Annotated in this window: 17 protein-coding genes and 2 pseudogenes; 14 read left to right on the top strand and 5 right to left on the bottom strand. The window is 60.2% G+C overall.

Annotated features, from left to right (window positions below; genetic code table 11):
* Positions 1-4: 4 nt before the first annotated feature.
* The 4 genes from PQR54_RS24305 to PQR54_RS24290 are packed head-to-tail and all read right to left on the bottom strand — an operon-like array spanning position 5 to position 4,730.
* The gene (locus PQR54_RS24305; RefSeq protein WP_408250134.1) at positions 5-1,216 is read right to left on the bottom strand and encodes a CaiB/BaiF CoA transferase family protein; all 1,212 of its coding nucleotides are present in this window, start codon (positions 1,214-1,216) and stop codon (positions 5-7) included.
* Positions 1,217-1,225: 9 nt separating this feature from the next.
* Positions 1,226-2,458, bottom strand: coding sequence for a cytochrome P450 (locus PQR54_RS24300; RefSeq protein WP_408250132.1), 1,233 nt, complete (start codon positions 2,456-2,458; stop codon positions 1,226-1,228).
* Positions 2,459-2,481: 23 nt separating this feature from the next.
* On the bottom strand, positions 2,482-2,709 hold the full coding sequence (locus PQR54_RS24295) for a lipoyl domain-containing protein (protein ID WP_408250130.1): 228 nt from the start codon (positions 2,707-2,709) through the stop codon (positions 2,482-2,484).
* Entirely contained in the window at positions 2,709-4,730 is a 2,022-nt protein-coding gene (locus tag PQR54_RS24290; RefSeq protein ID WP_408250128.1) for an alpha-ketoacid dehydrogenase subunit alpha/beta, read from the bottom strand. Before PQR54_RS24290 ends, PQR54_RS24295 begins: the two co-directional genes overlap by 1 nt.
* A gap of 346 nt (positions 4,731-5,076) precedes the next feature.
* Here PQR54_RS24290 and PQR54_RS24285 point away from each other — a divergent pair, with 346 nt between their 5' ends.
* The 5 genes from PQR54_RS24285 (at position 5,077) to PQR54_RS24265 (ending at position 10,570) form a co-directional block, all read left to right on the top strand.
* Positions 5,077-6,270 carry an aromatic ring-hydroxylating dioxygenase subunit alpha gene (locus PQR54_RS24285; RefSeq protein WP_408250126.1) on the top strand — a complete coding sequence of 398 codons (1,194 nt, stop codon included), beginning with the start codon at positions 5,077-5,079 and terminating at the stop codon, positions 6,268-6,270.
* A 7-nt stretch (positions 6,271-6,277) separates the two neighbouring features.
* Positions 6,278-7,171 carry an enoyl-CoA hydratase/isomerase family protein gene (locus tag PQR54_RS24280; protein WP_408250124.1) on the top strand — a complete coding sequence of 298 codons (894 nt, stop codon included), beginning with the start codon at positions 6,278-6,280 and terminating at the stop codon, positions 7,169-7,171.
* Between the two features lie 64 nt (positions 7,172-7,235).
* Positions 7,236-8,015, top strand: a complete 780-nt coding sequence (locus tag PQR54_RS24275) for an enoyl-CoA hydratase/isomerase family protein (protein ID WP_408250122.1) — start codon at positions 7,236-7,238, stop codon at positions 8,013-8,015.
* Positions 8,016-8,024: 9 nt separating this feature from the next.
* A complete protein-coding gene (locus PQR54_RS24270; protein ID WP_408250120.1) occupies positions 8,025-9,527 on the top strand; it encodes a class I adenylate-forming enzyme family protein in 1,503 nt (500 codons plus the stop codon).
* A 128-nt stretch (positions 9,528-9,655) separates the two neighbouring features.
* The gene (locus tag PQR54_RS24265) at positions 9,656-10,570 is read left to right on the top strand and encodes an alpha/beta hydrolase family protein (protein ID WP_408250118.1); all 915 of its coding nucleotides are present in this window, start codon (positions 9,656-9,658) and stop codon (positions 10,568-10,570) included.
* A gap of 100 nt (positions 10,571-10,670) precedes the next feature.
* Here PQR54_RS24265 and PQR54_RS24260 read toward each other — a convergent pair whose 3' ends face one another.
* Positions 10,671-11,513, bottom strand: a complete 843-nt coding sequence (locus tag PQR54_RS24260) for an SDR family oxidoreductase (RefSeq protein ID WP_408250116.1) — start codon at positions 11,511-11,513, stop codon at positions 10,671-10,673.
* Between the two features lie 249 nt (positions 11,514-11,762).
* Between PQR54_RS24260 and PQR54_RS24255 the strand changes: the two genes are divergently transcribed.
* From PQR54_RS24255 to PQR54_RS24220, 9 genes and pseudogenes are all read left to right on the top strand, one after another.
* A complete protein-coding gene (locus PQR54_RS24255; protein WP_408250114.1) occupies positions 11,763-12,746 on the top strand; it encodes an aldo/keto reductase in 984 nt (327 codons plus the stop codon).
* Positions 12,747-13,035: 289 nt separating this feature from the next.
* Positions 13,036-14,166, top strand: coding sequence for an alpha/beta fold hydrolase (locus tag PQR54_RS24250; RefSeq protein WP_408250112.1), 1,131 nt, complete (start codon positions 13,036-13,038; stop codon positions 14,164-14,166).
* An 11-nt stretch (positions 14,167-14,177) separates the two neighbouring features.
* Positions 14,178-16,130 carry a cytochrome P450 gene (locus PQR54_RS24245; protein WP_408250110.1) on the top strand — a complete coding sequence of 651 codons (1,953 nt, stop codon included), beginning with the start codon at positions 14,178-14,180 and terminating at the stop codon, positions 16,128-16,130.
* Positions 16,127-17,161 (top strand): hypothetical protein, encoded by a 1,035-nt coding sequence (locus tag PQR54_RS24240; RefSeq protein ID WP_408250108.1) that lies wholly within the window; start codon positions 16,127-16,129, stop codon positions 17,159-17,161. Before PQR54_RS24245 ends, PQR54_RS24240 begins: the two co-directional genes overlap by 4 nt.
* A 98-nt stretch (positions 17,162-17,259) precedes the next feature.
* Positions 17,260-17,337 (top strand): annotated as a pseudogene (locus PQR54_RS38930) (hypothetical protein); the annotation flags it as partial.
* A gap of 80 nt (positions 17,338-17,417) precedes the next feature.
* Positions 17,418-17,582: pseudogene (locus PQR54_RS24235) on the top strand (GMC oxidoreductase); the annotation flags it as partial.
* A 195-nt stretch (positions 17,583-17,777) separates the two neighbouring features.
* On the top strand, positions 17,778-19,517 hold the full coding sequence (locus tag PQR54_RS24230; protein WP_408250106.1) for an N-acyl-D-amino-acid deacylase family protein: 1,740 nt from the start codon (positions 17,778-17,780) through the stop codon (positions 19,515-19,517).
* Between the two features lie 149 nt (positions 19,518-19,666).
* Positions 19,667-20,698 carry a TauD/TfdA family dioxygenase gene (locus PQR54_RS24225; RefSeq protein WP_408250104.1) on the top strand — a complete coding sequence of 344 codons (1,032 nt, stop codon included), beginning with the start codon at positions 19,667-19,669 and terminating at the stop codon, positions 20,696-20,698.
* Between the two features lie 167 nt (positions 20,699-20,865).
* Positions 20,866-21,540: an SDR family oxidoreductase gene (locus PQR54_RS24220; protein ID WP_408250102.1), complete on the top strand. Its 675-nt coding sequence runs from the start codon at positions 20,866-20,868 to the stop codon at positions 21,538-21,540.
* Positions 21,541-22,020: the final 480 nt, after the last annotated feature.

The raw sequence follows: 22,020 nt of genomic DNA, 5'->3' as shown, positions 1-22,020 counted from the left end.
CCGATCAGACGATTCCGGTGTTTCGCAACTCAGCTATCCGCTCCTCACTGAAGCCGAGTTCTCGAGACAAAACTTCCACGGTATGTTGTCCGATGGTGGGGGGAGCGTTATAGACGTCAACCGGCGTCGACGAAAGCCGGATGGGACTGGCCGTCAACGGAACCTTGCCCACCGTCGGATGCGGAACTTCGAGATGAAGTTCGCGATGTTTGACCTGCGGGTCCTCGACCATGTCGCATGCCTGGTAAATCGGCGATGCGACGACACCGCGCTCCACCAGCTTGCGATGCAACTCTTTCGCGGGCCACTGTCTGATTCGCTGCTCGAGAAGCGGGATCAGGATCTCCTGATGGGTCACCCGGTCTTTGCGGATTGCAAAGCGGGCGTCCTCCTTTAACTCCGGCAACTCCAGCACATCGCAAAGCTTGCGGTAATCAGGCTCCGCACCGGCTTGGATGTTGAGGAAGCCGTCGGCGCAGGCAAACACCTGAGCTGGCGCGGAACCGGGCGAGCGTGTACCTAGCCGTTCAGGAACCTTACCCTCGAGCGTCCACTCGATCGTGCGCGGCGCCATTGCGGCAACCGCAACGTCGAGCAGCGCCAGGTCGATATATTGACCGCCGCCGCCGGCGTCCCGATGGCGCAACGCTGCGAGGATTGCGATCGCGGCGTAAAGTCCGGTCATCTCGTCGACGATGAACACGCCCACGCGCTGGGGCTGACCTTGCGGCTCCCCGGTTACTGCCATCATTCCGCTCATGCCTTGGAACGCCGCGTCATAGCCGGGCTGTTTGGCGTATGGCCCGTCTTGGCCGAAGCCGGTGATCGAGCAGTAGATCAGGTTTGGGTTGACCGCGCGCAGACTTTCGTAATCGATCCCGTAGCGGGCGAGGTCGCCCACCTTGTAGTTTTCGATCAGTACATCCGAGTTCGCCGCAAGTCTGCGAATGATTTCCTGGCCTGCCGGCTTGGAGATGTCGATCGTTACCGAGCGCTTGTTCCGGTTCGAACACAGGTAGTGTCCGGACTCGGGAGTGGGATTGCCTTGGGCATCATGCGCGAACGACGGTCCGTAGGTGCGAAGGTCGTCGCCCCGCCCGGGGCGTTCGATCTTGATCACGTCCGCGCCCAGATCGCCGAGAGTCTGCGCGCACCACGGAGCTGAAACAATGCGGCCGAGATCAAGGACGCGAATTCCGTTAAGAGATTTTGACATCGGCTCCTCTCATTCGACAATCGGTTGCACGTCCCAGGATAGCCACAGTTCTGAGACATTGTTAACCATACCGGCGTCCTGATGCGGCACCGTGCCGGACTTTAGACGAAACTCCGGAATGCGGGGCAGCCATTCCTGCAGCCAGACCAGCAATTCACGTTTCGCCAGAATCGAGCCGGGGCAACGATGCGGACCGTTGCCGAAAGCGGCGTGCGGAATCGGCGCCGGACGGTTGAAGTCGACTTCCATCGGATTGCTGACTGTTTCGTCGTCCAGTCCGACGAGCGCGGTCACGCCTTGCAGCTGCTCGCCGGCCTTCAACTGCACGCCAAGGAACTCGTAGTCCTTGACGATCAGGCGCGCGGTATTGGAGACCCCGTGCCGCCGGATCAATTCCTCCACCGCGTGCGGGAGCAAATCGGGGTTTTCCCGCAATTGGCGAACGTGATCCGGGTGGGTCGCGAGGAAGATCGCCACGAAGCCCAACAGGTTTTTGACCGTATCGAGGCCGCCGCTCAAAAGCAGCGTGCACATGCCGACCACATATTCCTCGCCGATCGGCTCTCCGTCGATGCGCGCGTTCATGATCTTTGTGATCAGATCGTCGCGCGGATTGGCCTTGCGCTCATCGATGACCTTCTGGATATAGGCCTTCAGTGCAAGGCGCGCCCCGTGAATCGATTGCGGATTGGGCGAGCGCACGATCGCGTCCGCGTGAGGCATCAGCAACTCGCGGTCTTGCGGCGGCAACTGCATCATGGTCAGGAAGACCACGATCGGTAGTACCTTCGTAAATTCGGAAACGAATTCACACTCGCCGCGTGGCCGCATCCCCTCGATCAGATTGATCGCCACTTTGCGCACGGTCTCTTCGACCTCCGACACGACTTTCGGACTGAACGCCGGAGAGATGAGCAGGCGCCACGGTGCGTGGTGCGGCGGTTCGAAATCGAGCGGAGGCGCGGGGAACGGCCGCGGCACGTTCGGAATCAGCATGCGCTTCATCGAGAAGTGCTCATGGTCTTTCTGCACTGCCTCAATATCCTTTGCGCGGGTGATCATCCAGTAACCACCGTTGCGTGGAGTCCAGAAAATCGGCGGTGCCTCACGCTGAAGACGTTTCCATGCTTCGTGGACGCCATTCTTCGCGCCTTCGAGGTTGAAAATGTCGACGTCGTAGACCAGTGCGGGCGGTACGTGTGCTGGTCGCTCTGTCAGGGGGGGGATGTTTGGAAGATCCATGCTTTGTAGTTCCTGGAGTTGCTTTAGTCGATACGGCCTACGAGATGGCCAACTACAAGCGTTGCTCCTGGTTGCTCGAGGATACGCAGCACACCGGAAGCGGGCGACTCGACATCGAGAATCGACTTTTCGCTTTCAATCGAATAAAGCACATCGCCTTCGCTCACCGACGCACCGTCCGTCGCGCTCCATTCCACGAGTTGCACCTCGCTAACGGCGTCGCCGGCTGCGGGGATTCTGAGTTCTGTCATTACATCATCTCCATGCTTGCTTGGACGATGGCCTCTGCACCCTGGTAGTGCAGGGCGAGCATGCCACCGTGTTTGGGAACGGGTGAATAAGCACCGGCGACGCGCGCGATGGGCGCCTTGAGCGTGCCGAACAGCTCGCGATGCAGAATTGCGCTGATTTCCGCGGCCGGGCCCATGAATTCGGTCGCGCGATGCGCGATGACAGCGCGGCCGGTTTTGCTGACCGATTCGAGCAGGGTCTCGCCGTCGAGCGGCACGAGGCTGCGCAGGTCGATGACCTCGGCACTGACGCCCTTGCTCGCCAGAATGTCGGCAGCCTTCAGCGCGTCGTTGACGGTGGGGCCATACGAAATCAGCGTGACATCGGTGCCGATGCGCCGAACCGCGGCGAGACCGAGCGGAATCCGGTATTCGCCCTCGGGCATTTCGTTCTGGCCGAACAGGTTCAGCATCGAGTGGATCAGCACGCACGGATCGGGATCGAAGATGCACGACAGCAGCAGACCCTTCGCGTCCGCCGGGTTGCTCGGGAAGCAGACCTTCAGTCCCGGCGTATGCATGAGCCACGCCTCCGTGCTCTGCGAGTGCTGTGCACCATTGCCCGCGCCTACCAGCGTCATCATCGTCATCGGCACCGACGTCTGGCCGCCGCTCATATAACGAGCCTTGGCCGCGTGATTGATCAGCTGATCCATCGCGACCGGCAGAAAGTCCATCATCAGCAGTTCCCCGACGGGTTTGAGGCCGGCGAGACCCGCGCCGACGCACGCGCCGAAGATCCCTTGTTCGGCGATCGGCGTCGAGCGCACCCGGTCGCCGAAGCGCGTCGACAAGCCACGGCTGATCCCCACGACGCCACCGGCGGGATCGGCGATGTCCTCGCCGAGCATGATCACCCCGGGGTCCTGTTCCATCGCAATCGTGAGCGCTTCATTGAACGCATCGCGCATCGTCGCCTTGCGCATCGCACCAGTGGGCGCCGCACCGGCGGCTGGTCGCTGACGGGAGAACGGCGCGAAGTCGGGCTGGGCATACGTGTTGCGCACGACATCCGCATGCTGAACCGGAGCAGGGGGCGTGCCGAGCACGAACTCGACGTGTCCCGACACCTCGGCGGCAACGCCTGCATCGATATCGTCGAGCTCGCCCGCGGTTGCTACGCCATCCTGAAGAAGCCGGGCGCGCAGCGCCGGAACCGGGTCGCGGGTCCGCTCGTCGGTCAGCTCCGCCTGGTTCATATAGGCGCCTGCGTCGGCGAAGTAGTGGCCGCCGAGACGATAAGTGACGGATTCGATGAACGTCGGACCTTCGCCCCGGCGTGCGCGCCCGATCGCCTGGTTGAACTCGTCGGCCAGTGCGTGCGGGTCGCGGCCGTTCACGGTGACGCCCGGCATGCAATAAGCGTCGGCCCGCTTCGACAGTTGCTCGAGCACCGAGTACTCGGAGAACGGTGTCGACTCGGCCCACGAGTTGTTATGGCAAACGAAAACCAGCGGCAGCTTCCACAGCGAAGCGAATAGCATGGCTTCATGCACCGCGCCAATACTGGTCGCGCCGTCGCCGAAGCTGACGCTGACGACCTTTCCGCTTTTCTGCAACTGACTGGCTAGCGCGAGCCCGACGCCGACCGGCGCGCTCGAACCGACAATGCCCGTCGTCATCATCAGGCCAAGTTCGGGTTTCGCGACACCCATCCCGCCGCCTTGGCCCCCCGATACACCAGCCGGGTGACCGATGAATTCCGCCAGCAGCTCGCGCAGCGGCAGCCCGCGTGCCAACACGTCAGCCAGTCCACGGTAGATGGTCACCATCTGATCGTCTTTACCAAGACATTCCGACAGCACCGCGGGCGCGAGTTCCTGGCCGGTGACCGGATAGAAGCTGAATGAAATCTTGCCGGCGCGAAGTTGCTTGGCGATCGCCTGCTCTGATGCCCGGATCAACGCAACCTTGCGATAAATGCTCTTAAGAGCGCTCGAGTCGAGTTGATGGTTCTCGGCTATCCAATTCGAATTTTCCAACGCTATCTCCGCCATGTCTTGGGGTAATTACTGATTAGAACGCAGCCCTTTTAGCGACTGCGCACCGTTTCGTTTAGATGGTACACTAAGATAACGTATTTAACTTTGTTGAACTATAGTACAACCTTAGCGGGCGGGAGATCAACGCCCGGCTGCAACGTTCCAAGGTAACGAGGAGACACGCATGGCGAGCGGCAGCAAAGCGAAACACCCAACAATTCCCCTATGGCTATCAAAGGACGTGCGCCGTGCTTCTGACGCGTATGCGACGCCTTCGCCAAAAGATCTGGGCACTCACGACGTCTCAATAAGCCGTTACATCTCGCGCGACTTTCACGAGCGCGAGATGAAGCAGATGTGGTCGTCGGTGTGGCAGATGGCCTGCCACGAGACCGAGATTCCCGGGGCCGGGGACTACACCACATACGAGATCGGAGCGCGCTCGTTTATCGTCGTACGGATTTCGGAAAATGCCATCAAGGCGTATCCGAATGCATGTCTTCATCGCGGCATGCAACTGGTGGATGGCGACGGGCACGCCGGTGCGTTCGCTTGCCGGTTCCACGGTTGGACCTGGAATCTGGATGGGTCGCTCAGAAAGGTCACCGAAGACTGGGATTTCCCGCAAACCTGTGAACACGACATGTGCCTTCCTGAAGTTGCAGTGGCGACTTGGGGCGGCTTCGTGTTCATCAACCCCGCTGCGAACCCGGAGCCTTTCGAGCAGTACATCGGCAATCTGCGCGACCACTTCCAGTCCGCGCCACTTGAAGAGCGTCGTATTGCGATTCACGTCGCGAGAGTAATGCCCGCAAATTGGAAAGTGGCGATGGAGGCTTTCATGGAGTCCTACCATGTGTCGCCAACGCATCCACAGTCGGTGCCGGTTTCCGAATACGCGGAGACGCAGTACGACATCTACGGTCCGAACGTGAGCCGGCTCGCGACGGTATCGGTTGCACAGGCCGGCGGTATTACCGCGGATATGACCGAACAGGAATTCGCCGACTACGTGTCGAAATCGACGGGACGCGAATCTCTGCAGCTCGAGCCCGGGCAAACTTATCGTGGTGTGCTAGCCGCGCAGCGCCGCACCGACGTTTCGAAAGTACTAGGCAGGCCGGTCGAACATCTGACGGACGTCGAGATGCTCGACGCGGTCGAGTATTTCCTGTTTCCGAATTTCCTGCCGTGGCACGGCTTCGGTTTGCCGATTGTGTACCGCTTCAGGCCGAACGGCGACCGTCACGACAGCTCCATTATGGAGGTCTATCTGCTCGCGCCTCGTGATCTGTCGAAGGCTGTGCCGCGTGCGCCGAAGATGGAATGGTTGCCGGAAGATCAACCGTTCGCGGCGCACGCGGGTCTCGGCCGGCTTGGACCCATCTTCGATCAGGACTACGAAAATATTGTCGGCGTCTGGAAAGGGCTGCACTCGACTGTGCGTAGCGGCGTGATGCTCGGGCGCTACCAGGAGTCCCGGATTCGTCACTATCACCAACGCATCGATGACTTCGTCGACGCTCAACGCGGGGAGTAAAAATACTATGGAAAATCCGACGAAAACCGAAGCCGAAGATCTCACGCAGTGCATCCTCTATGAGGTCGTCGAAGATCATATCGCGCGCATCATCATGAATCGGCCGCATCGGAAGAACGCGATCCTGACGCCCGTGATGAACGAGATGTTGGCGGATGCGTTCCGCAAGGCCCAGGACGACGACATGGTGAAAGTCATCATCCTGTCGGGAACGGGCACTGATTTCTGCGCCGGCGAGGACACGCAGAAAATGCCGGTGGAAGCGTTCGGTCTGAAGAAGGGTGGCCGTCTCGGGCAATCGAAGCGCATGCGCGGCATTCGCCAGCTACTTGACACTACGCTTAACGGGACCATTTGGGGCGATAAGGTCGTTATCGTCGCGGCGCAAGGTGCAGTGCTCGGTCAGGGCTTCTCGTTCGCGATGACGGCCGACCTGTTGTTGCTTTCGGACGATGCGTACGTCGCACGACGGCAAAGCCGGATCGGCTTCGCCGGCTTTGAAACGCAACTGCCAATGACCTTGCTGCGTCTCGGGCTTAACCGGGGAATGGAAGCGCTTTTGACCGGTCGCACGCTCACGGCAGAGGAATTGAAATCGTGGGGTGTCGCCAATTCAGTAGTGCCTCGTGACCAGCTCGACGCAGAGGCGCTTCGTTACGCGCGCGCGGTTGCAGCTCACAGTACGGACAACCTGATGCTTGGCAAGCGTGCCTTGCAGCAGTTCTACCACGGACTCGGCCTCGGCGCTTTCCTAAACTTCGCCACCGTCGCGCACCCGTTGTTTTCCAATGTCGTGTGGCGCGAAGACGAGCTAAATTTCCTGCGGGAGCGTGACCGGGTCGGCGGACGCGAGGCGATGAACAACGTGAACCGGAAGTGGGAAGACCTCGGTTTCAAGTGAGGGATTCTGGACTCGAAATGTACCGGCGCGCCGATGGCGCGCTTGCGTTCTGGGAAGAATAGTCATGATGGAATTTGTGCAATACCAGTTGGGCAATGATCACGTCGCGACGATTACTCTGAACCGTGACGAAAAGCTCAATGCGATCAACGCGGATATGCTCGCTGAAATCCGGCGGCTCTGGCAGGTAGTGCGCGACGACGACGCAGTGCATGCGGTGGTCGTTCGGGCCACCGGCGCACGAGCGTTCTCGACGGGGCTCGATCGCGTACAGGGATTCAAATATCCGGACAACGTGTGGAATAAGCCCGACCCGGGTGAAAGTCTGGACCCGAAACACCACCGTGTCTGGAAACCGGTGATCTGTGCGATCAACGGTATGTGCGCCGGCGGCGCATTTTATCTGGTGGGTGGCTCCGACGTCGTGATCGCGGCGGAGGATGCGAGCTTCTTCGATCCGCATGTCGACTTCGGGCTCGTCGCAGCGCTGGAACCGATCAGCATGTCCCGGCGCATGCCGATCGGCGAGGTGTTGAGGATGTCACTGATGGGCGTCGAAGAGCGGATGAGCGCGCAGCGCGCGCATCAGATAGGCCTCGTGTCGGAACTGGTTGCGACGGACAAGCTGTGGGAGCGCGCGCATTACGTCGCGTCAGTGATTGCCGGCAAGCCCTCTGTCGCGACTCAGGGCACGGTCCGCGCGATCTGGGAGTCGCTCGACGTGGGGCGTTCCCAGGCGATGACACGTGGTCTTTCCTATACGCAGATCGGCAACGAGCTGGGCATTGCGCAAGTAGAGAACATGCTCAAGACCGGGAAGCGCAAGGCCTACGAAACGCGTTGAGGGAGTGTCATGAGCATTGCCAGTCATATCAAGGAGGTGACGGTCGCGGGAGGCAGTCGGACCGCGATCGATTTCGGATCTGAACAGATCACGTGGGGCGGCCTGGGTGCGTCGATTGCCGAGCTCGAATCGCTGCTCGACAAGCCGGGGAATTCGGAAGAACTCGTTGGCCTGCTTGGCCGTAACCGGACCGAGCCAGTCGCTGCGTTCATCGCGGCATTGGGAGCAGGAAAGCCTGTGCTGCTGATCAATGCGGTGCGCTCGGCAAACCAGGTCGCAAAGGAAGTGGAGGAGCTGCGGCTTGCGTGCCTGCTCGGTACTGCAGACGACCTCGTACCCGAAGTTCTCGCTGCGGCGAGACGGACCGGCACCCAAGTACTCGAACTGTCGCTGCAAAATGAAGAAATTGACTACACGGAGCGCACCCCGCGCGGCATCGGGCCCTTCCGCACTCGCGGCGAAGGCACGTTAATCGAGATTCAGACCAGCGGGACGACCGGTGCCCCGAAGCGGATTCCTATCGCCGAGCACACTATCGAGGCGTCGTTGAGGGACGGTATCAGGAGCGCACGTGGGACCGTGGAACAGCCAAAGTTGGAGCCGAAGACTTCGCCGACGTTAATGTTCAGTCCGCTTGTTCATACGAGCGGCACCTTCAATACGCTGATGGCGGTATTCGAGGTTCGGCCGATCGTGCTGTTTGAGAAGTTCGATCCAGCCAGGTTCACGGAAATGCTGGTGCGCTACCGGCCGCGTTTCGTGCCACTGCCGCCGACCGCGATAAAGATGATGGTGGACAGCCCGGCGACGCGGGAAGACTTTTCCAGCGTGACCGCCGTGCGGGCCGGGACGGCACCGCTTGCCGTCGAACTGCAGGATGCATTCGAAAGCAAATTCGGTGTTCCGGTACTTACCACCTACGGTGCTACCGAATTCATGGGCGTCGTCACGAGTTGGACGCTCGACGACTATCGCCAGTTTGGCAAAGACAAGCGTGGCAGCGTCGGACGGACGTCCAAGGGCGTTGAGATACGTGTAGTGGAGGCCGATTCGGGCGCGGAAGTCGCGCGCGGTGAGGTCGGCGTGCTCGAGGCGCGACTGCAACGTATCGATGGCGGAAAGTCATGGATTCGCACGACGGACATCGCGCGCATTGATGAGGATGGCTTTCTCTACGTCCTCGGGCGCTCCGACGACGCGATCATTCGCGGCGGTTTCAAGATCATGGCCGGAAAAGTTGCGGACCTGATCCGGCGCTATCCGGGTGTGAACGACGCGATCGTGATCGGCAGACGGGACGAGCGCCTCGGCGAAGTGCCAGTGGCGGTCGTCGAGCCGTCGCGAGCGGATGAAGAGATTGACGCCTCCGCATTGAGATTGTTCGCGAAGGAGCACCTGACGCCTTATGAAGTGCCGGCCCGAATCCACGTGGTGCCGCGCTTGCCGCGCACGGTATCCGACAAGATAAGCCGGGTGGAAGTCAAGGCCATGCTGGACGCATTGGAAACTTAGTCCTCGTGAGGGGCACCCGGCTCACACGCGGGGAGCCGCTGCAGTGCGGAGCGTGACTAACCGGACCGGCCGCTGCTTTCAGTTCGCAGGCAGCTCCCTAAAACATACTGAGTCGTACAGGAGCGGTGATGAAGGACCTCGTTCTAGCGAAATTGGAAAGCTTTTACGTGGGCGGTACGAACCACGAGATGGAAACCACCGTGTTCGGCCGCGAGTACGCGCGAACAGGCGCGATGTATGTACGGAGGATGGTGCCGGCGGCGCGCGAGTTTTCCCTTCCGGTGGTGTTCGTCCATGGCGGAATGCACACGGGCGTGACCTGGGAAACGACGCCGGACGGCCGTGACGGTTGGGAGACCTTATTCGTACGCGGCGGTTTTGAAACGATCACGATCGATCAGGCATGGCGAGGTCGCTCAGCGCCGGATCTTGGCGGACTGAATCCGACCCGCACGGAGCCGCAACCCGTTCCCCACGCATTCACCTGTGGCGATCAAATGGCTCGTCGATTTGAACGCGGCGGTGGTCGTTTTCCTATAGAGCATCTCGATCACTACACTTCCCAACTCTGGCCCGACTTCTATGTTCCCACAGCGTTCGCAGCCGGGCAGCCGGGCCTGAGTGATCCGCGCGCGCTGCCCCCTTTAGTCGAGTTGATCGACAAAGTGGGGCCAGTCGTACTCGTTACCCATTCGCAAGGCGGACATCTTGGATGGATGGCCGCATGCGCACGGCCGGCCAAGGTTGCGGCAGTTCTTGCGATCGAACCGGCACTGACGTGTCCTGGCTTGGACGCGCCAGAGTTTCCCGAGATTCCGGTGAAGATCATGTGGGGAGACAACCTGCCGCCGCATGCGCGTACGCTGTCGCTCGCTGACGTCGAACAGGCCCGTCAGGTGGCGGCGCTTCGGCCCAGTGTCACGGTCGACCTGCTGCCGGAAAGCGGGATACACGGAAATGGCCACATGTTGATGATGGAAGACAATAGCGCCGAGCTTGCGACGCGAGCGATGGATTGGCTTCGCGGCCTCGCGCTTGCCTGAGTCGCCGGCTCGAACTCTGGAAGGTTCTGGCGCGAGCTTTTGGCTTCGCCCATCGGTGATGTCCCGCACGCTGCCGTACGGGACGTCACCTCTCCGTAGCCTATTGAGATAGGCGGGCAAGGCCCGTCTCGCAGATGTCGAGCGCTGCATCAATTGCCTGATGCCGCGGGTTGGTGATCTCGCGAATGCGCGGGTCGGTTACGATCAGAAACTCGCCTCGCTCGACACCGTCCAACGCCAGCCGGGCGGTCAGATCCGGCGCAAACCCATGCGCCTTGACCGCCTCCTCGGCCCGAGCGGCAAATTCGGCCGGCATGCTGCTCGAACCTCCATAGCGATCTTGCCGTGCACGCCGAGCGTCCCATACTCTCGTCGCTACGATGCCGGGACAGAAAATGCTGACGCCTACGCCGGTGTCGGCCAGGTCACGGCGCAGCCCATCGGCTAGCCCCAGAACCGCATGTTTGGTGGCCGTATAGGCGGTGAGTGGCGCGGTCAGCGGTAGACCAAGTGAATTTTCGGATCCCGTTACGACGAATCGAGCGGTGCTCCCTTTGCCGACCTCGGCAAGCAGTTGTGGCACGAAAATTTGCATCGTATTGAATACTCCGCCGACGTTGACATCGAAGAGCCACTGGAACTCGCGAGGATCGGTGTCCAACACTTTTGCACCAATCGCGACCCCTGCGTTCGCAAACACCAGATTGATGCGACCGAAATCGCGAACCACTTCACGGCTGACCGTTTCAAGCTGACGACGCTCGGCCACGTCGCACGCATACGCGCGTGCGGATTCACCCACCTCGATAGCAACGGCTTGGGCCGTCGCATGATCGAGATCGACAACGGCAACCTTTGCACCGCGTGCCGCTAGCTCCACGCACAAAGCGCGTCCAATCCCGCTTCCACCGCCTGTCACGACAGCTACCAGTCCCTCATACATGTTTCATTCCTCTTTGATGGATGTTAGGCCGACCCCAATGATCTCTCGGGGTTTGCGTTGCAATGGGCACAATTCGATGAAAAGCAAACATAGATATCTACGATATCTATGTTGACGTAAAGTGTATAGAAAAACTTGTGCTCGTCGAATGTAGTTGACGCGAACGCCCAACCTGCATATCGTAGATAACTATGTTTACTATGAAGTCATTGGAATAATTTCGATTGCATAGATCAGGAGGAACGGACGATGGAATATCGGAGGCTTGGCGCTAGTGGTCTCAAAGTCTCGAAGATTTGCCTTGGATGTATGACCTACGGAAAAGGGAAAATGCATGCTGGCTGGGCGCTCGATGACGAGGCCAGTCTGCCGTTTTTCCGCCGGGCTATCGAAGCCGGAGTCAATTTTTTTGACACCGCCAATGTGTACGGTGAAGGAGCGAGCGAGCGGGCCGTTGGCCGGGCTACCCGAGAGTTCGCGCGGCGCGAGGAGGTGGTTATCGCGACCAAGTTCTTCGGTCCGGTAGGCAAGGGGCCTAATGAACGTGGCGCGTCCCGCAAACATATCATCGCGGCGGTCGATGCGAGCCTTGAGCGGCTCGGGACCGACTACATCGATCTGTACCAGATGCACCGCTGGGACAGCGAGACCCCGTTCGAGGAGACCGCGCGGGCACTGGACGACCTGGTGAGGGCGGGGAAGGTGCGATATATCGGCGCGTCGTCGATGTACGCGTGGCAATTCGCCACCGCGCTCGGCATTCAGGAGCGCAATGGGCTGGCCAGATTCATTTCGATGCAACCGCAGTACAACCTTGTCTATCGTGAGGAAGAGCGGGAAATGCTGCCGCTTTGCCGCGCGGCTGGAGTTGGCGTGATCCCGTGGTCGCCGCTTGCTCGTGGCTTTCTCGCGGGCAATCGTCGCAAGGAGGGCGGCGGCGAGACGTTGCGCGCGCAAAACGACACCTGGGCAAAAGACCTGTATTTCCGCGAGGACGATTTCGCGGTGCAGGCGCGGCTTGCCGAAGTCGCTGCGGCGCGTGGTGTGGCTCCGATGCAGATCGCACTCGCATGGGTCGCTACCCGGCCTGGCGTGACGTCCCCGATCATCGGGGCGACCAAACTCGAGCAGCTGGACGAAGCGATCGCGGCACTGGATCTGGTGCTGACTGAAGACGAAGTCAAACTTCTCGAAGAAACTTACGAGCCCCATCCGGTGCTCGGTTTTTCATGATAGTTCGGCGTTCACGCAGCGGCGCTGCAGGTGCGGCGTGTAATTCGTGCGGGACCCGATCGAACAATAAAACTAGGAAGAAACTGTCACCCGGCAGTTTCTTCGTCGCAGGTCAGGAGACAATTTAATGAACGCGGAAACGAAGATCGGCGATCTGGCGATCGATCGCGACGCATTGCTTCACGCAATTCGCGAGGATCGCGAATTGCTCTATAAACTCCGCAAGCTGACGGCAGTCATCCGGCTGGATTTCGAGCAGAATGCATTCGATCTGCACGTCGAGGACGGCGTGCCGAGCACGCTCGAACCCGCCCACGGCGACGCGCAAATCGTGATCAAAGCGCCGTGTACGTTCTGGCAGAAAGCGTTGGTCCGGACCCCGGAACGCGGCTTCGAGTCACTGAGTGCTGGCGGAAAATACGGAGCCGTCGCCGAGGGCGCGTTCCATGAGCTGGTCGCTCCGTATCAGGGGGCAATACAGCGCCTGTTCGTGGTATTGCGGGAGACGGTAGCGGGCAAGACCGCCCGTTTCTCTAGCAATCCAGAACCGTACCGCGACACCGATAATGCGGTCGGGCGCTATGCGTTCGTTCGGTGCGGCGACCAAGAGGCGCGCGTCTATTATGAAGAGGCCGGCTCTGGGCCCATCACGTTGGTGCTTCAGCACACGGCGGGGGCGGACAGCCGGCAATACCGGCACATGCTGGCGAATCCGGAGTTGCAGCGGCGCTTTCGCATGGTCGCTTGGGACTTGCCGTATCACGGCCGCTCGTTGCCGCCAACGGGTGAGCGGTGGTGGGCAGCGCCGTATCGGCCGAGCAAAAACGATTTGATGAATTGGAGCGTGGCGATCTGCGACACGCTTGGACTCGCGCGCCCCATCTATCTTGGCACCTCGGTGGGCGGACAACTCGCGCTCGATCTCGCGGCGAACCATGCCGAACGGTTCCGCGCTTTCGTGGCTGTAAACGGCTGGTACGAAATCGTTTCGCGTGGGCCGTACGACAACGACATCCATCGACACCCGCTGACCACGACCGACTACTTTGCTTCCAGGATCCTGGCGGCAACTTCGCCCACCGCGCCGGAGTCGTCAGCGCAGGAGGTGTACTGGGTTTATCGCTCGAATGTGCCGGGAGTCTACGCGGGCGATAACGATTACTTCATGAATCTGCACGACCTGCGTGTGGATGGCCATCTGATCGACACTTCGAAGAACCCGGTCTACGTTGTCACCGGTGAATACGACGGCAGCATGCTGTTTCCTGCACACGGCGGAATGGCCGTTGCCGAGCATATTCCCGGCGTCGTGTTTCGCGAACTACCGGAGCTCGGACATTTTGCGCCATCTGACGACCCTGTACGCTTTTGCGAAGCGATCATTCCAATTCTCGACGAAATCGTGTCTATAAGCCGCTGAGGAACAACGCAATGCCTAAACTGATTTTGCTGGTGGAACGCAAGGCCGGCTCGACCCATGATGAATTCCGCGCTCATTACGAGGCGGTACACGCGCCGCTTGCGAAGCGCAGCCTGCCGCATCTCGCTTCTTACGCACGGAACTACCTGAAAGCGTTTCCCGGAAGGCCGCTGCCGCCATTTGATTGCATCACCGAGTTCTGGTTCAAGGACGAAACCGGCCTGCGTGAATCGTTGGATTGGGCTCGCAGTGAAGAAGGGCAGGTGCTTGCGCGCGACGAGGCGAATTTCATGGCGCGCGAAACGATGCGCACTTATCTGGCGGACGAGGTGGATACTGGCGTCGAACAGGCCGAAGCGAGTTCGAGTCAGAGCGCGAATAGCGAGGTACAGAAGCTGATTTTGCTGATGAAGCGCAGGCCGGATTTGAGTCGGGAAGAGTTCCGCTCACACTACGAGTCCGTACACGTGCCGATCGCCAGAAAGGGCATCCCGAACCTAGTTCGCTATGTACGCAACTATCTTCGGTCGTTTCCGGGGCAGCCCGAGCCGGCGTATGACTGTGTGACCGAGTTGTGGTTCAGGGACGAGGAGGGGCTTGGACAGGCGTTGTCGTGGATGCGCAGCGAGAGCGGTCTGGTTCTTGCGCAAGATGAGTCGAACTTCGTGGACCGCGATGCGATGGCGGTCTTCATCGCAAACGAAGTTCACTCGGGTGCGCGTGAAACCGCACAGAATGCAGGCTCTGCGGGGCAAGCGAAGTGTACGTTCGCCTTCGATCACCATAGCCCGGAATATAAGCAGACTTGGGCGGAATCCGCGCTGGACCGGGCAGAAAAGTGCCCGCTCGCGTGGACCGATGCGCATGGGGGCTACTGGGTTCTAAGCAGCCATGCGGATTTGAGCGCGGCAGTCAACGACTACGAGACCTTCTCGTCTTCGCATAACTTGCCGGAGAAGCCGTGGGCGAAGGGCATTCTGATTCCCGAGTTGCCGTATACGCTTTCATTGTCGGAAAGTGACCCGCCGATTCATCAGGCGAGACGCATGATCGAGGCGCCATATTTCGCCCCGCAAGCGGTGCGCCGGTTTTCCCAGGTCGCACAGAAGCATATTGATGAAGCGATCGCCGACGTGGTCGACAGAGGAGAACTGGATCTCGCGGCCGACTTTGCGATGCGGGTGGCGGCAAAGACGACGATGGAAGTCGTGGGTATCGATCCGGAACTGTGGCGCACCTTCATGATGTCGGCACACCAGGCGTCGTTGCTGCCGACTGACCATCCAGACTACCCGATCGAAGCCATCAAGTTCGTGCAGTCGAAAATGCGCGAGGTGCTGGCAGAGCGCAAGGAGTGCCCCCGCAAGGATATCGCGAGCGCGCTGGCGACTAAAACGGCCATGGGTGAGCCTCTCGAGCTGGAAGTCCAGGTCGGAATGATGTCCGCTGCCATTTTCGGTGGCTTTGGCACCGTGATGTCGACCACGCTCTCCGCGCTGCTGTGGCTCGAGAACCGGCATGACATCCGCGAGCGGCTGTTGTCCGACGATCAATTCATCGACCAGTTCATCGAGGAAATCCTGCGTGTGTATCCGCCAAACCATGGCACGGCGCGCACTGTGGGACGTGACGTGGAGATGCACGGACAGCAGTTGCGCAAGGGCGAGCGCATCCTCTTCTCGTGGGCGGCGGCGAACCGCGATCCGAATGTCTTCGAGTGTCCCACGGAAGTGCGGCCCGAGCGGGCGAATGCGAAAGCCCACTTCAGCTTCGGCGGTGGCCATCACAAATGCCTCGGTGCGCCGCTGGCAAGAGTCGAAGTTCGTCAGATGATCCGCGCGGTGCTCACGCATATGCCGGACTATGCGATCGACCACGATCAGCTCGAGTATTACCCGTCGTTTGCGAATACCGCGGGGGTGTTGCGTATGCCCATTAAATTCACTGCAAGGGCCGGCCAATGACGAACAACGAACTGGATGCAGCGATCTCGCGAGTTCGTGTCAGTCGGGACAAAGGCGTGCAGTGGCTGCTCGCCCACATTGCTGCAGACGGCGAACCGGTCGGCGCAAAGGAGCGTAATGGCTGGGGAAGGGTGCCGTGGGCATTGGCAGTGGCGGGGGAAGGCGAAGCGGCCGCCCGCGTGATTGCGTGGGCGGAGAGCAGCCAACTCGCGCACGATGGCGGATTCGCACCCGGCCCGGCATTCGGCAGCGGGCGATTTGGCGCCTATCCGTTGGCGCACTTCGCGATCGGCGCATGGCTGACAGAGCGGTTCGGCACCTCTCTTGCCGCGATGGATGCGCTTAGGCGAATGCAGGATCCGGCGACCGGCGGTCTGCCGATCGGGCCGGTTGCCGATCGCGCAACGGATGTTTACGACCTGTTGTCCACGGCGCAGGTCGGGCTCGCTGCGGTGATCACCGGACAGGATGACGTCGCGGATCTCGCATATCGCTGGGTTGTCGACCTCATCGCACAACAGCCGATCGGCGCGGAGCAGTGCTTCTATTCGTTTCGTCGCGGGCCTGCGCTGGTTACTGAACCTGCCGGGCAGTTGGCATGGCTGGCTCTAACCGATTTCTCGAAACCGCGCCAATCGTTCTATACGCCGGGCATGGCGGCGGTCTTTCTGTCCAGCTACGCGCAACGCAGAAAGCAGCAGGAACCGTTACGCCTGGCGACCCGCCTGCTTCAGTTCAATGTCGATGGTTGTGCGGAGCAGTTTCAGGATCCTGGCTCGGTTCAGGTCTGCAAGTTCGGCTGGGGCGCGGCTACGATGTTGGTGGCCGACCCGGAGGGCGGCTGGCTGCGGCATGTCCACGCGATGGGCGAGTGGTTCATCGGCAACCAGCACCAGGACGGAGCCTGGGCGCCGTCTTCTTTCCTTTCTGAGCAACCGGGAAATATCGACAAGCTCGTTAAGACCGCGGAGCATGTTATGGAGGTGAACGCCATCCTGACCGCGCTCGGTACTGTCAGGGGTAGGGGCTAAGGATATTGGCCCCGGCCCATACTTGCCGCTGGATTTTCCAGTTTCCGGCAAAAAGTCCGTTGTTCTTCAGGCGGTAGAGACTTGAGACTGAAGGCGGTTGCCATTGCAAGAAGGTTCGCTTCCAGCTCGACGGAGCAGCAACATCGAGGGCGCAGTGCTTTTGCCGGGAGCGTTAGCATATCGCCGGTGGCGGCCCCGTCACATTAATGGCTTATCAGGCTGAGCATTTTCAGTACACATCGGGTCAGCCAAAATCGTTTCTGCCGTCGTAGATGACACGGTGCTGGCTCGCGGCATTGAAAGTCTGCGGGTCGCCGATGCGTCGGTCATGCCGCATATCACCTCCGGCAATACCAACGGGCCTTGCATCATGATCGGAATCAAGGGCGCTGAATTGGCGCTCCGCAAGTCCGGCACCTGACGACAAGTGCCGTCAGCGTTCGCCGTTTGCGTCAACGAGCAACGCTCTGCTTTGCCGTCGGATAGCCTTGCAGATATGACCGCATATTCCAATCGTATTGGACGAGGTCAACTTAGCTAACTATATTGCTCCCATATGAATCGACGGAGCCGTGCAGGTGGTCACGGCTCGAATTTGCAGGATCGTGATAAGGGAATGGAAGCGATGAAGACTTCAGCTTTTGATCTGGTGGTCCGTGGCGGCACGGTAGTCGACGGCAACGGGACAGCGTCATTCGAGGCGGATGTTGCCGTTACGCAGGGGAAAATCACTGCAATCGGGAAGAACCTCGGGAGCGGCGCCGAAGAGATCGACGCGCGAGGCTGTCTGGTAACACCGGGCTTCATCGATCTGCATACGCATCTGGATGGTCACGTTACCTGGGAGCAGCGGCTCAAGCCATGCTCCGGTCACGGTATCACCACCGCGATCATGGGCAATTGTGGGGTTGGGTTTGCGCCCGCGCGACCCGCCGACCACGATGCGCTGCTCCGGCTGATGGAAGGGGTCGAAGATATCCCATTCAAGGTACTCAAGGCAGGATTGCCATGGGCATGGGAAACATTCCCAGAGTATCTGGACTTTCTCTCGCAGCGCCAATACGACATGGACGTAGGCACGTTGCTGCCGCATTCGATGTTGCGCGCGTATGTGATGGGCGAGCGCGGTATTCGCGGAGAAAGCGCTGGCGCCGAAGAAATCGCGCAGATGGCGACGCTCGCGAGCGAAGCTAGTGGAGCCGGCGCATTGGGCTTCGCATCGTCCCGTCTGACAGAGCAGCGTGCGAAAGATGGCAGCAGCATTCCGTCTTTGCGTGCCACAGAGGACGAACTGCTTGGCATCGCGCGAGGCCTGCGTTCAACCCGCGGCGGAACGTTGCAGATGGCCATCGAATTCAATGAGTTCCCAGGAGCGGTCGATGAGCTGAGCATGTTTATCCGGGTGGCTCGCGAAAGCGGTTTGCCGGCTATGTACTCGCTAAAGCAATCGAACCGGACTCCCGCAGGATGGCGCGAGCTGCTGGCCCTCACCGCCAGGGCTAACGATGACGGCGCGGAAATTCACCCCCAGGTTTTGGGCCGCCCGACCGGCGCGATCATCACGCTGGATGCGACGCTTCATCCGTTCGCGCGCTGTCCGGGTTTCGAGCCATTGGCAAAAATTCCGTTGCGCGAACGTGTGGAACGGATGCGCAATCCCGAACTTCGGGCACGCCTGATCGCCGAAGCGACGACGGTCAAGATGTCCGCGCGCAGTAGCGGAGACAGTTACTCCCGGATGTTCCGGTTCGCGGAGCCGCTTCAATACGAACCGGACCCGGCTACCAGTGTGGCTGCGTACGCGAAAGCGCAAGGCGTGGCGTCTGAAGCCGTTATCTACGATTGGTTGATGGAGAACGAGGGCACGGGGCAGGTTCTATATGCCGCAGGTAATTTTGCCGACGGCAACCTGAACGCCGCACTCGAGATGATGCGCGTTCCCAGCAGTGTGCCAGGCCTCGGCGATGGCGGTGCGCATAGCACGTTTATTTGCGATGCGAGCGCGCCGACGTACATGCTTACCTATTGGGCGCGCGATCGCACGAGGGGAGAAAAAATGAGTGTCCCAGAGGTGGTCCGCAAGTTGACTCGTGACGGCGCGAGGGCGGTTGGCCTCCACGATCGAGGCGTGCTCGCGCCCGGCTACAAGGCGGACCTGAACGTGATCGATCACGATCGTCTGACATTGCATTCGCCGCGACTGGTCGTCGATCTCCCGGCTGATGGCCGGCGCATGGTCCAGGGCGCGACCGGCTACGTCGCCACCGTGGTGAGCGGCAAGATCGTCAGACGTAATGACGAAGAAACAGCTGAATTGCCTGGCCGTCTTGTCCGTGGCGTGCAATCCGCTCCTTGAGTTGTGCCGGACGAAGCTCCCCGACGTGTGCGTGGCTATGACGTCCGGTGCGGCGCACTGGAGACCGTGGCCCTGAAAGTAGCAATGAAGCGTAACCCGATGCGCTGACATGTCGACCGGAATCCATCTTCTAATTGCAGGAAAGCCTAATGACATCGAGCTATCAATTTGCCGACGGATGGCCGTCTGTTGCCAAAACAGGCTGGACCGCCGCGAGCTTCGATACATCGAAAGCGGTTCACCACTTCGAAAAGGAAGAGCTTGAACTGCTGCTTGCGCTGGTGGACAGGACGAAGGCGAAGGGAATCGACGTTGCAGCGATAACCCGGGACGATTTCGATCATCCCGAACTGCATGATGTACTCGAGAGCCGGGTACGGGAATTGAAATACGGGCAGGGACTGGCGATTCTGGGTGGATTTCCAGTCAGGCAACGTCCGCTCGAGGATGTCTGGCGAATGTACTGGGGTATCGGTTCGCATTTCGGCGTTGGCGTGTCGCAAAACACGCGTGGCGATTTGCTCGGCAAGGTCACGGTGACGCCCGGGACGGTCGGCGGCCGTGTATATGGATCCTCAGGCGTGGCGCCTCTTCATAGCGACCGGATCGATATGTTGTCGCTGCTTTGTGTCAACAAGGCAAAACGCGGAGGCGAAAACGTGTTCGTCAGTAGTCTGGCGGTTTGGGATCTGGTACAGCGTGAGCGTCCCGACCTGTTCGACCTTCTGAGACGCGGATATCCGCAGCACAGAAACAACGAGCAGGCGGAAGGCGACAGTCCGGTGACGCCATATCGCGTGCCCGTATTTGGCGAGCGTGACGGGTTGCGAAGCGTGTACTTCGGCGGCAATGCGATGCTTGCACATCAGGAGAAGCATTTCGCTGAGATTCTGACGAGCCGCGACCGTGAGGCATTGAGCTATCTCGCTCAGGTCGTCCTGAGGCCAGAGCTGGGCGTGCGACAAATGCTGGAGCCTGGCGAGGCGGTGTTCATCAACAACATGGAACTGCTGCATAGCCGAACCGCATTCGAGGACGGCAGTAGTCCCAATGAAACAAGATTGCTGTTGCGCATGTGGCTCGGGGGAAGGCCTCAGCGACCCAAGCCGAACGATATGACGGTTGTGCACAATCGCTCGGGCTGCCAGGGGGTTTGGGCGAAGCAGAGTGCGCCGGCCTGAGGCACTCCGAGTTTAACGCACACACGCGCTGATCCGTTGAAGCGGCAAGGTGGGCGAACAGCGCTGCAATAACGGGTTGGCGGCCGAGCACAGGCACGCTGCAATTTCAACTGTTCAGATCTGGAGAGGACGATTTGACTGATGTTTCTTTGAATGGCCGCAGAGTCGTGGTGACCGGCGCGTTTGGCGTGCTGGGAAGGGCGGTTTGCGAACTATTGCGCGAGCGCGGTGCGAAGGTGGCCGGTTTGGACAAGGCAAGCAGTGTTACAGGAGCGCTCGCGTCCCAGTGCTCCGTCGCGCTCGGCGATGTCGACCTCGGTGATCCGGAAAGCGCAACGCGAGCGGTGTCCGCGGCCGTGCAGCAGTTGGGTGGGCTGGACTCGCTCGTGAATATTGCGGGCGGCTTTGCCTGGGAACTGGTGGACTCGGGAAACATCGAGACATGGGACCGCTTATACGGCATGAACGTGCGCACGGCGGTCATTGCTTCGCAAGCGGCGCTGCCGGCGTTGAGGGAGCATGGTGTCGGTGCCTGCATCGTCAACGTTGGATCGATGTCGGCCCAAAAAGCCGGCCGCGGCGCTGGTGCGTACGCCTCCTCAAAATCGGGCGTCGCACGGTTGACCGAAGCGCTCGCGGAAGAATTGAAGGGCGAACAAATCACGGTCAACGCCGTGTTGCCGAGCGTTATCGACACACCGGGCAATCGGGAAAGCATGCCGAAGGCGGACACTTCCCGGTGGGTCGCGCCGCGCGAACTGGCAGCGGTGATCGCGTTCCTGCTGTCCGACGACGCACGCAGCATCACTGGCGCGCTGCTGCCCGTTGCCGGGCGCATGTAGTACCTGGCTGTGGGGGCACTTGCTGTCGCCGTACGCATATCGTGCCCCTGCTTCCGAAAGCCGTGATTAAACACCTCGATGCATTCCCCTTCCTGAACCGGGACTGAAAGCTCGCGCCTCTCGGCGCCATATAGCATCCTCGGACCATCGCTGGTTCTACTCCCACTTCTGTGAGTTCGCCGCCGTTGACCCCTGTCCGTCCGACAGGCACTGCACGGCAATGCTTCGATCACGGCGTTTCGACGGCCGCATCGATCTCTCGTTGTGATCGCCCTCGCTTTAGGACATTTGTGAAGTTCATCTCGCACTCTTCCTGTGCTGGTGGTGCATCTGCTTCGTTCCCATGTGCTAGCGCCGAGACCGGGCAAGCATTGATGTGTGGGCAAACCGTGAGTTGACTCCTCTCGCTCGAATCTTCAAGATTATAGTGATCGCTACATATAGTGATTCGGAACGCCCCATTTAGGGGTTGAGCAGTCC

Source organism: Paraburkholderia phytofirmans (assembly GCF_046028095.1).
Taxonomy (GTDB): domain Bacteria; phylum Pseudomonadota; class Gammaproteobacteria; order Burkholderiales; family Burkholderiaceae; genus Paraburkholderia; species Paraburkholderia phytofirmans_A.
This window is presented reverse-complemented; position numbering and strand designations above follow the sequence as displayed.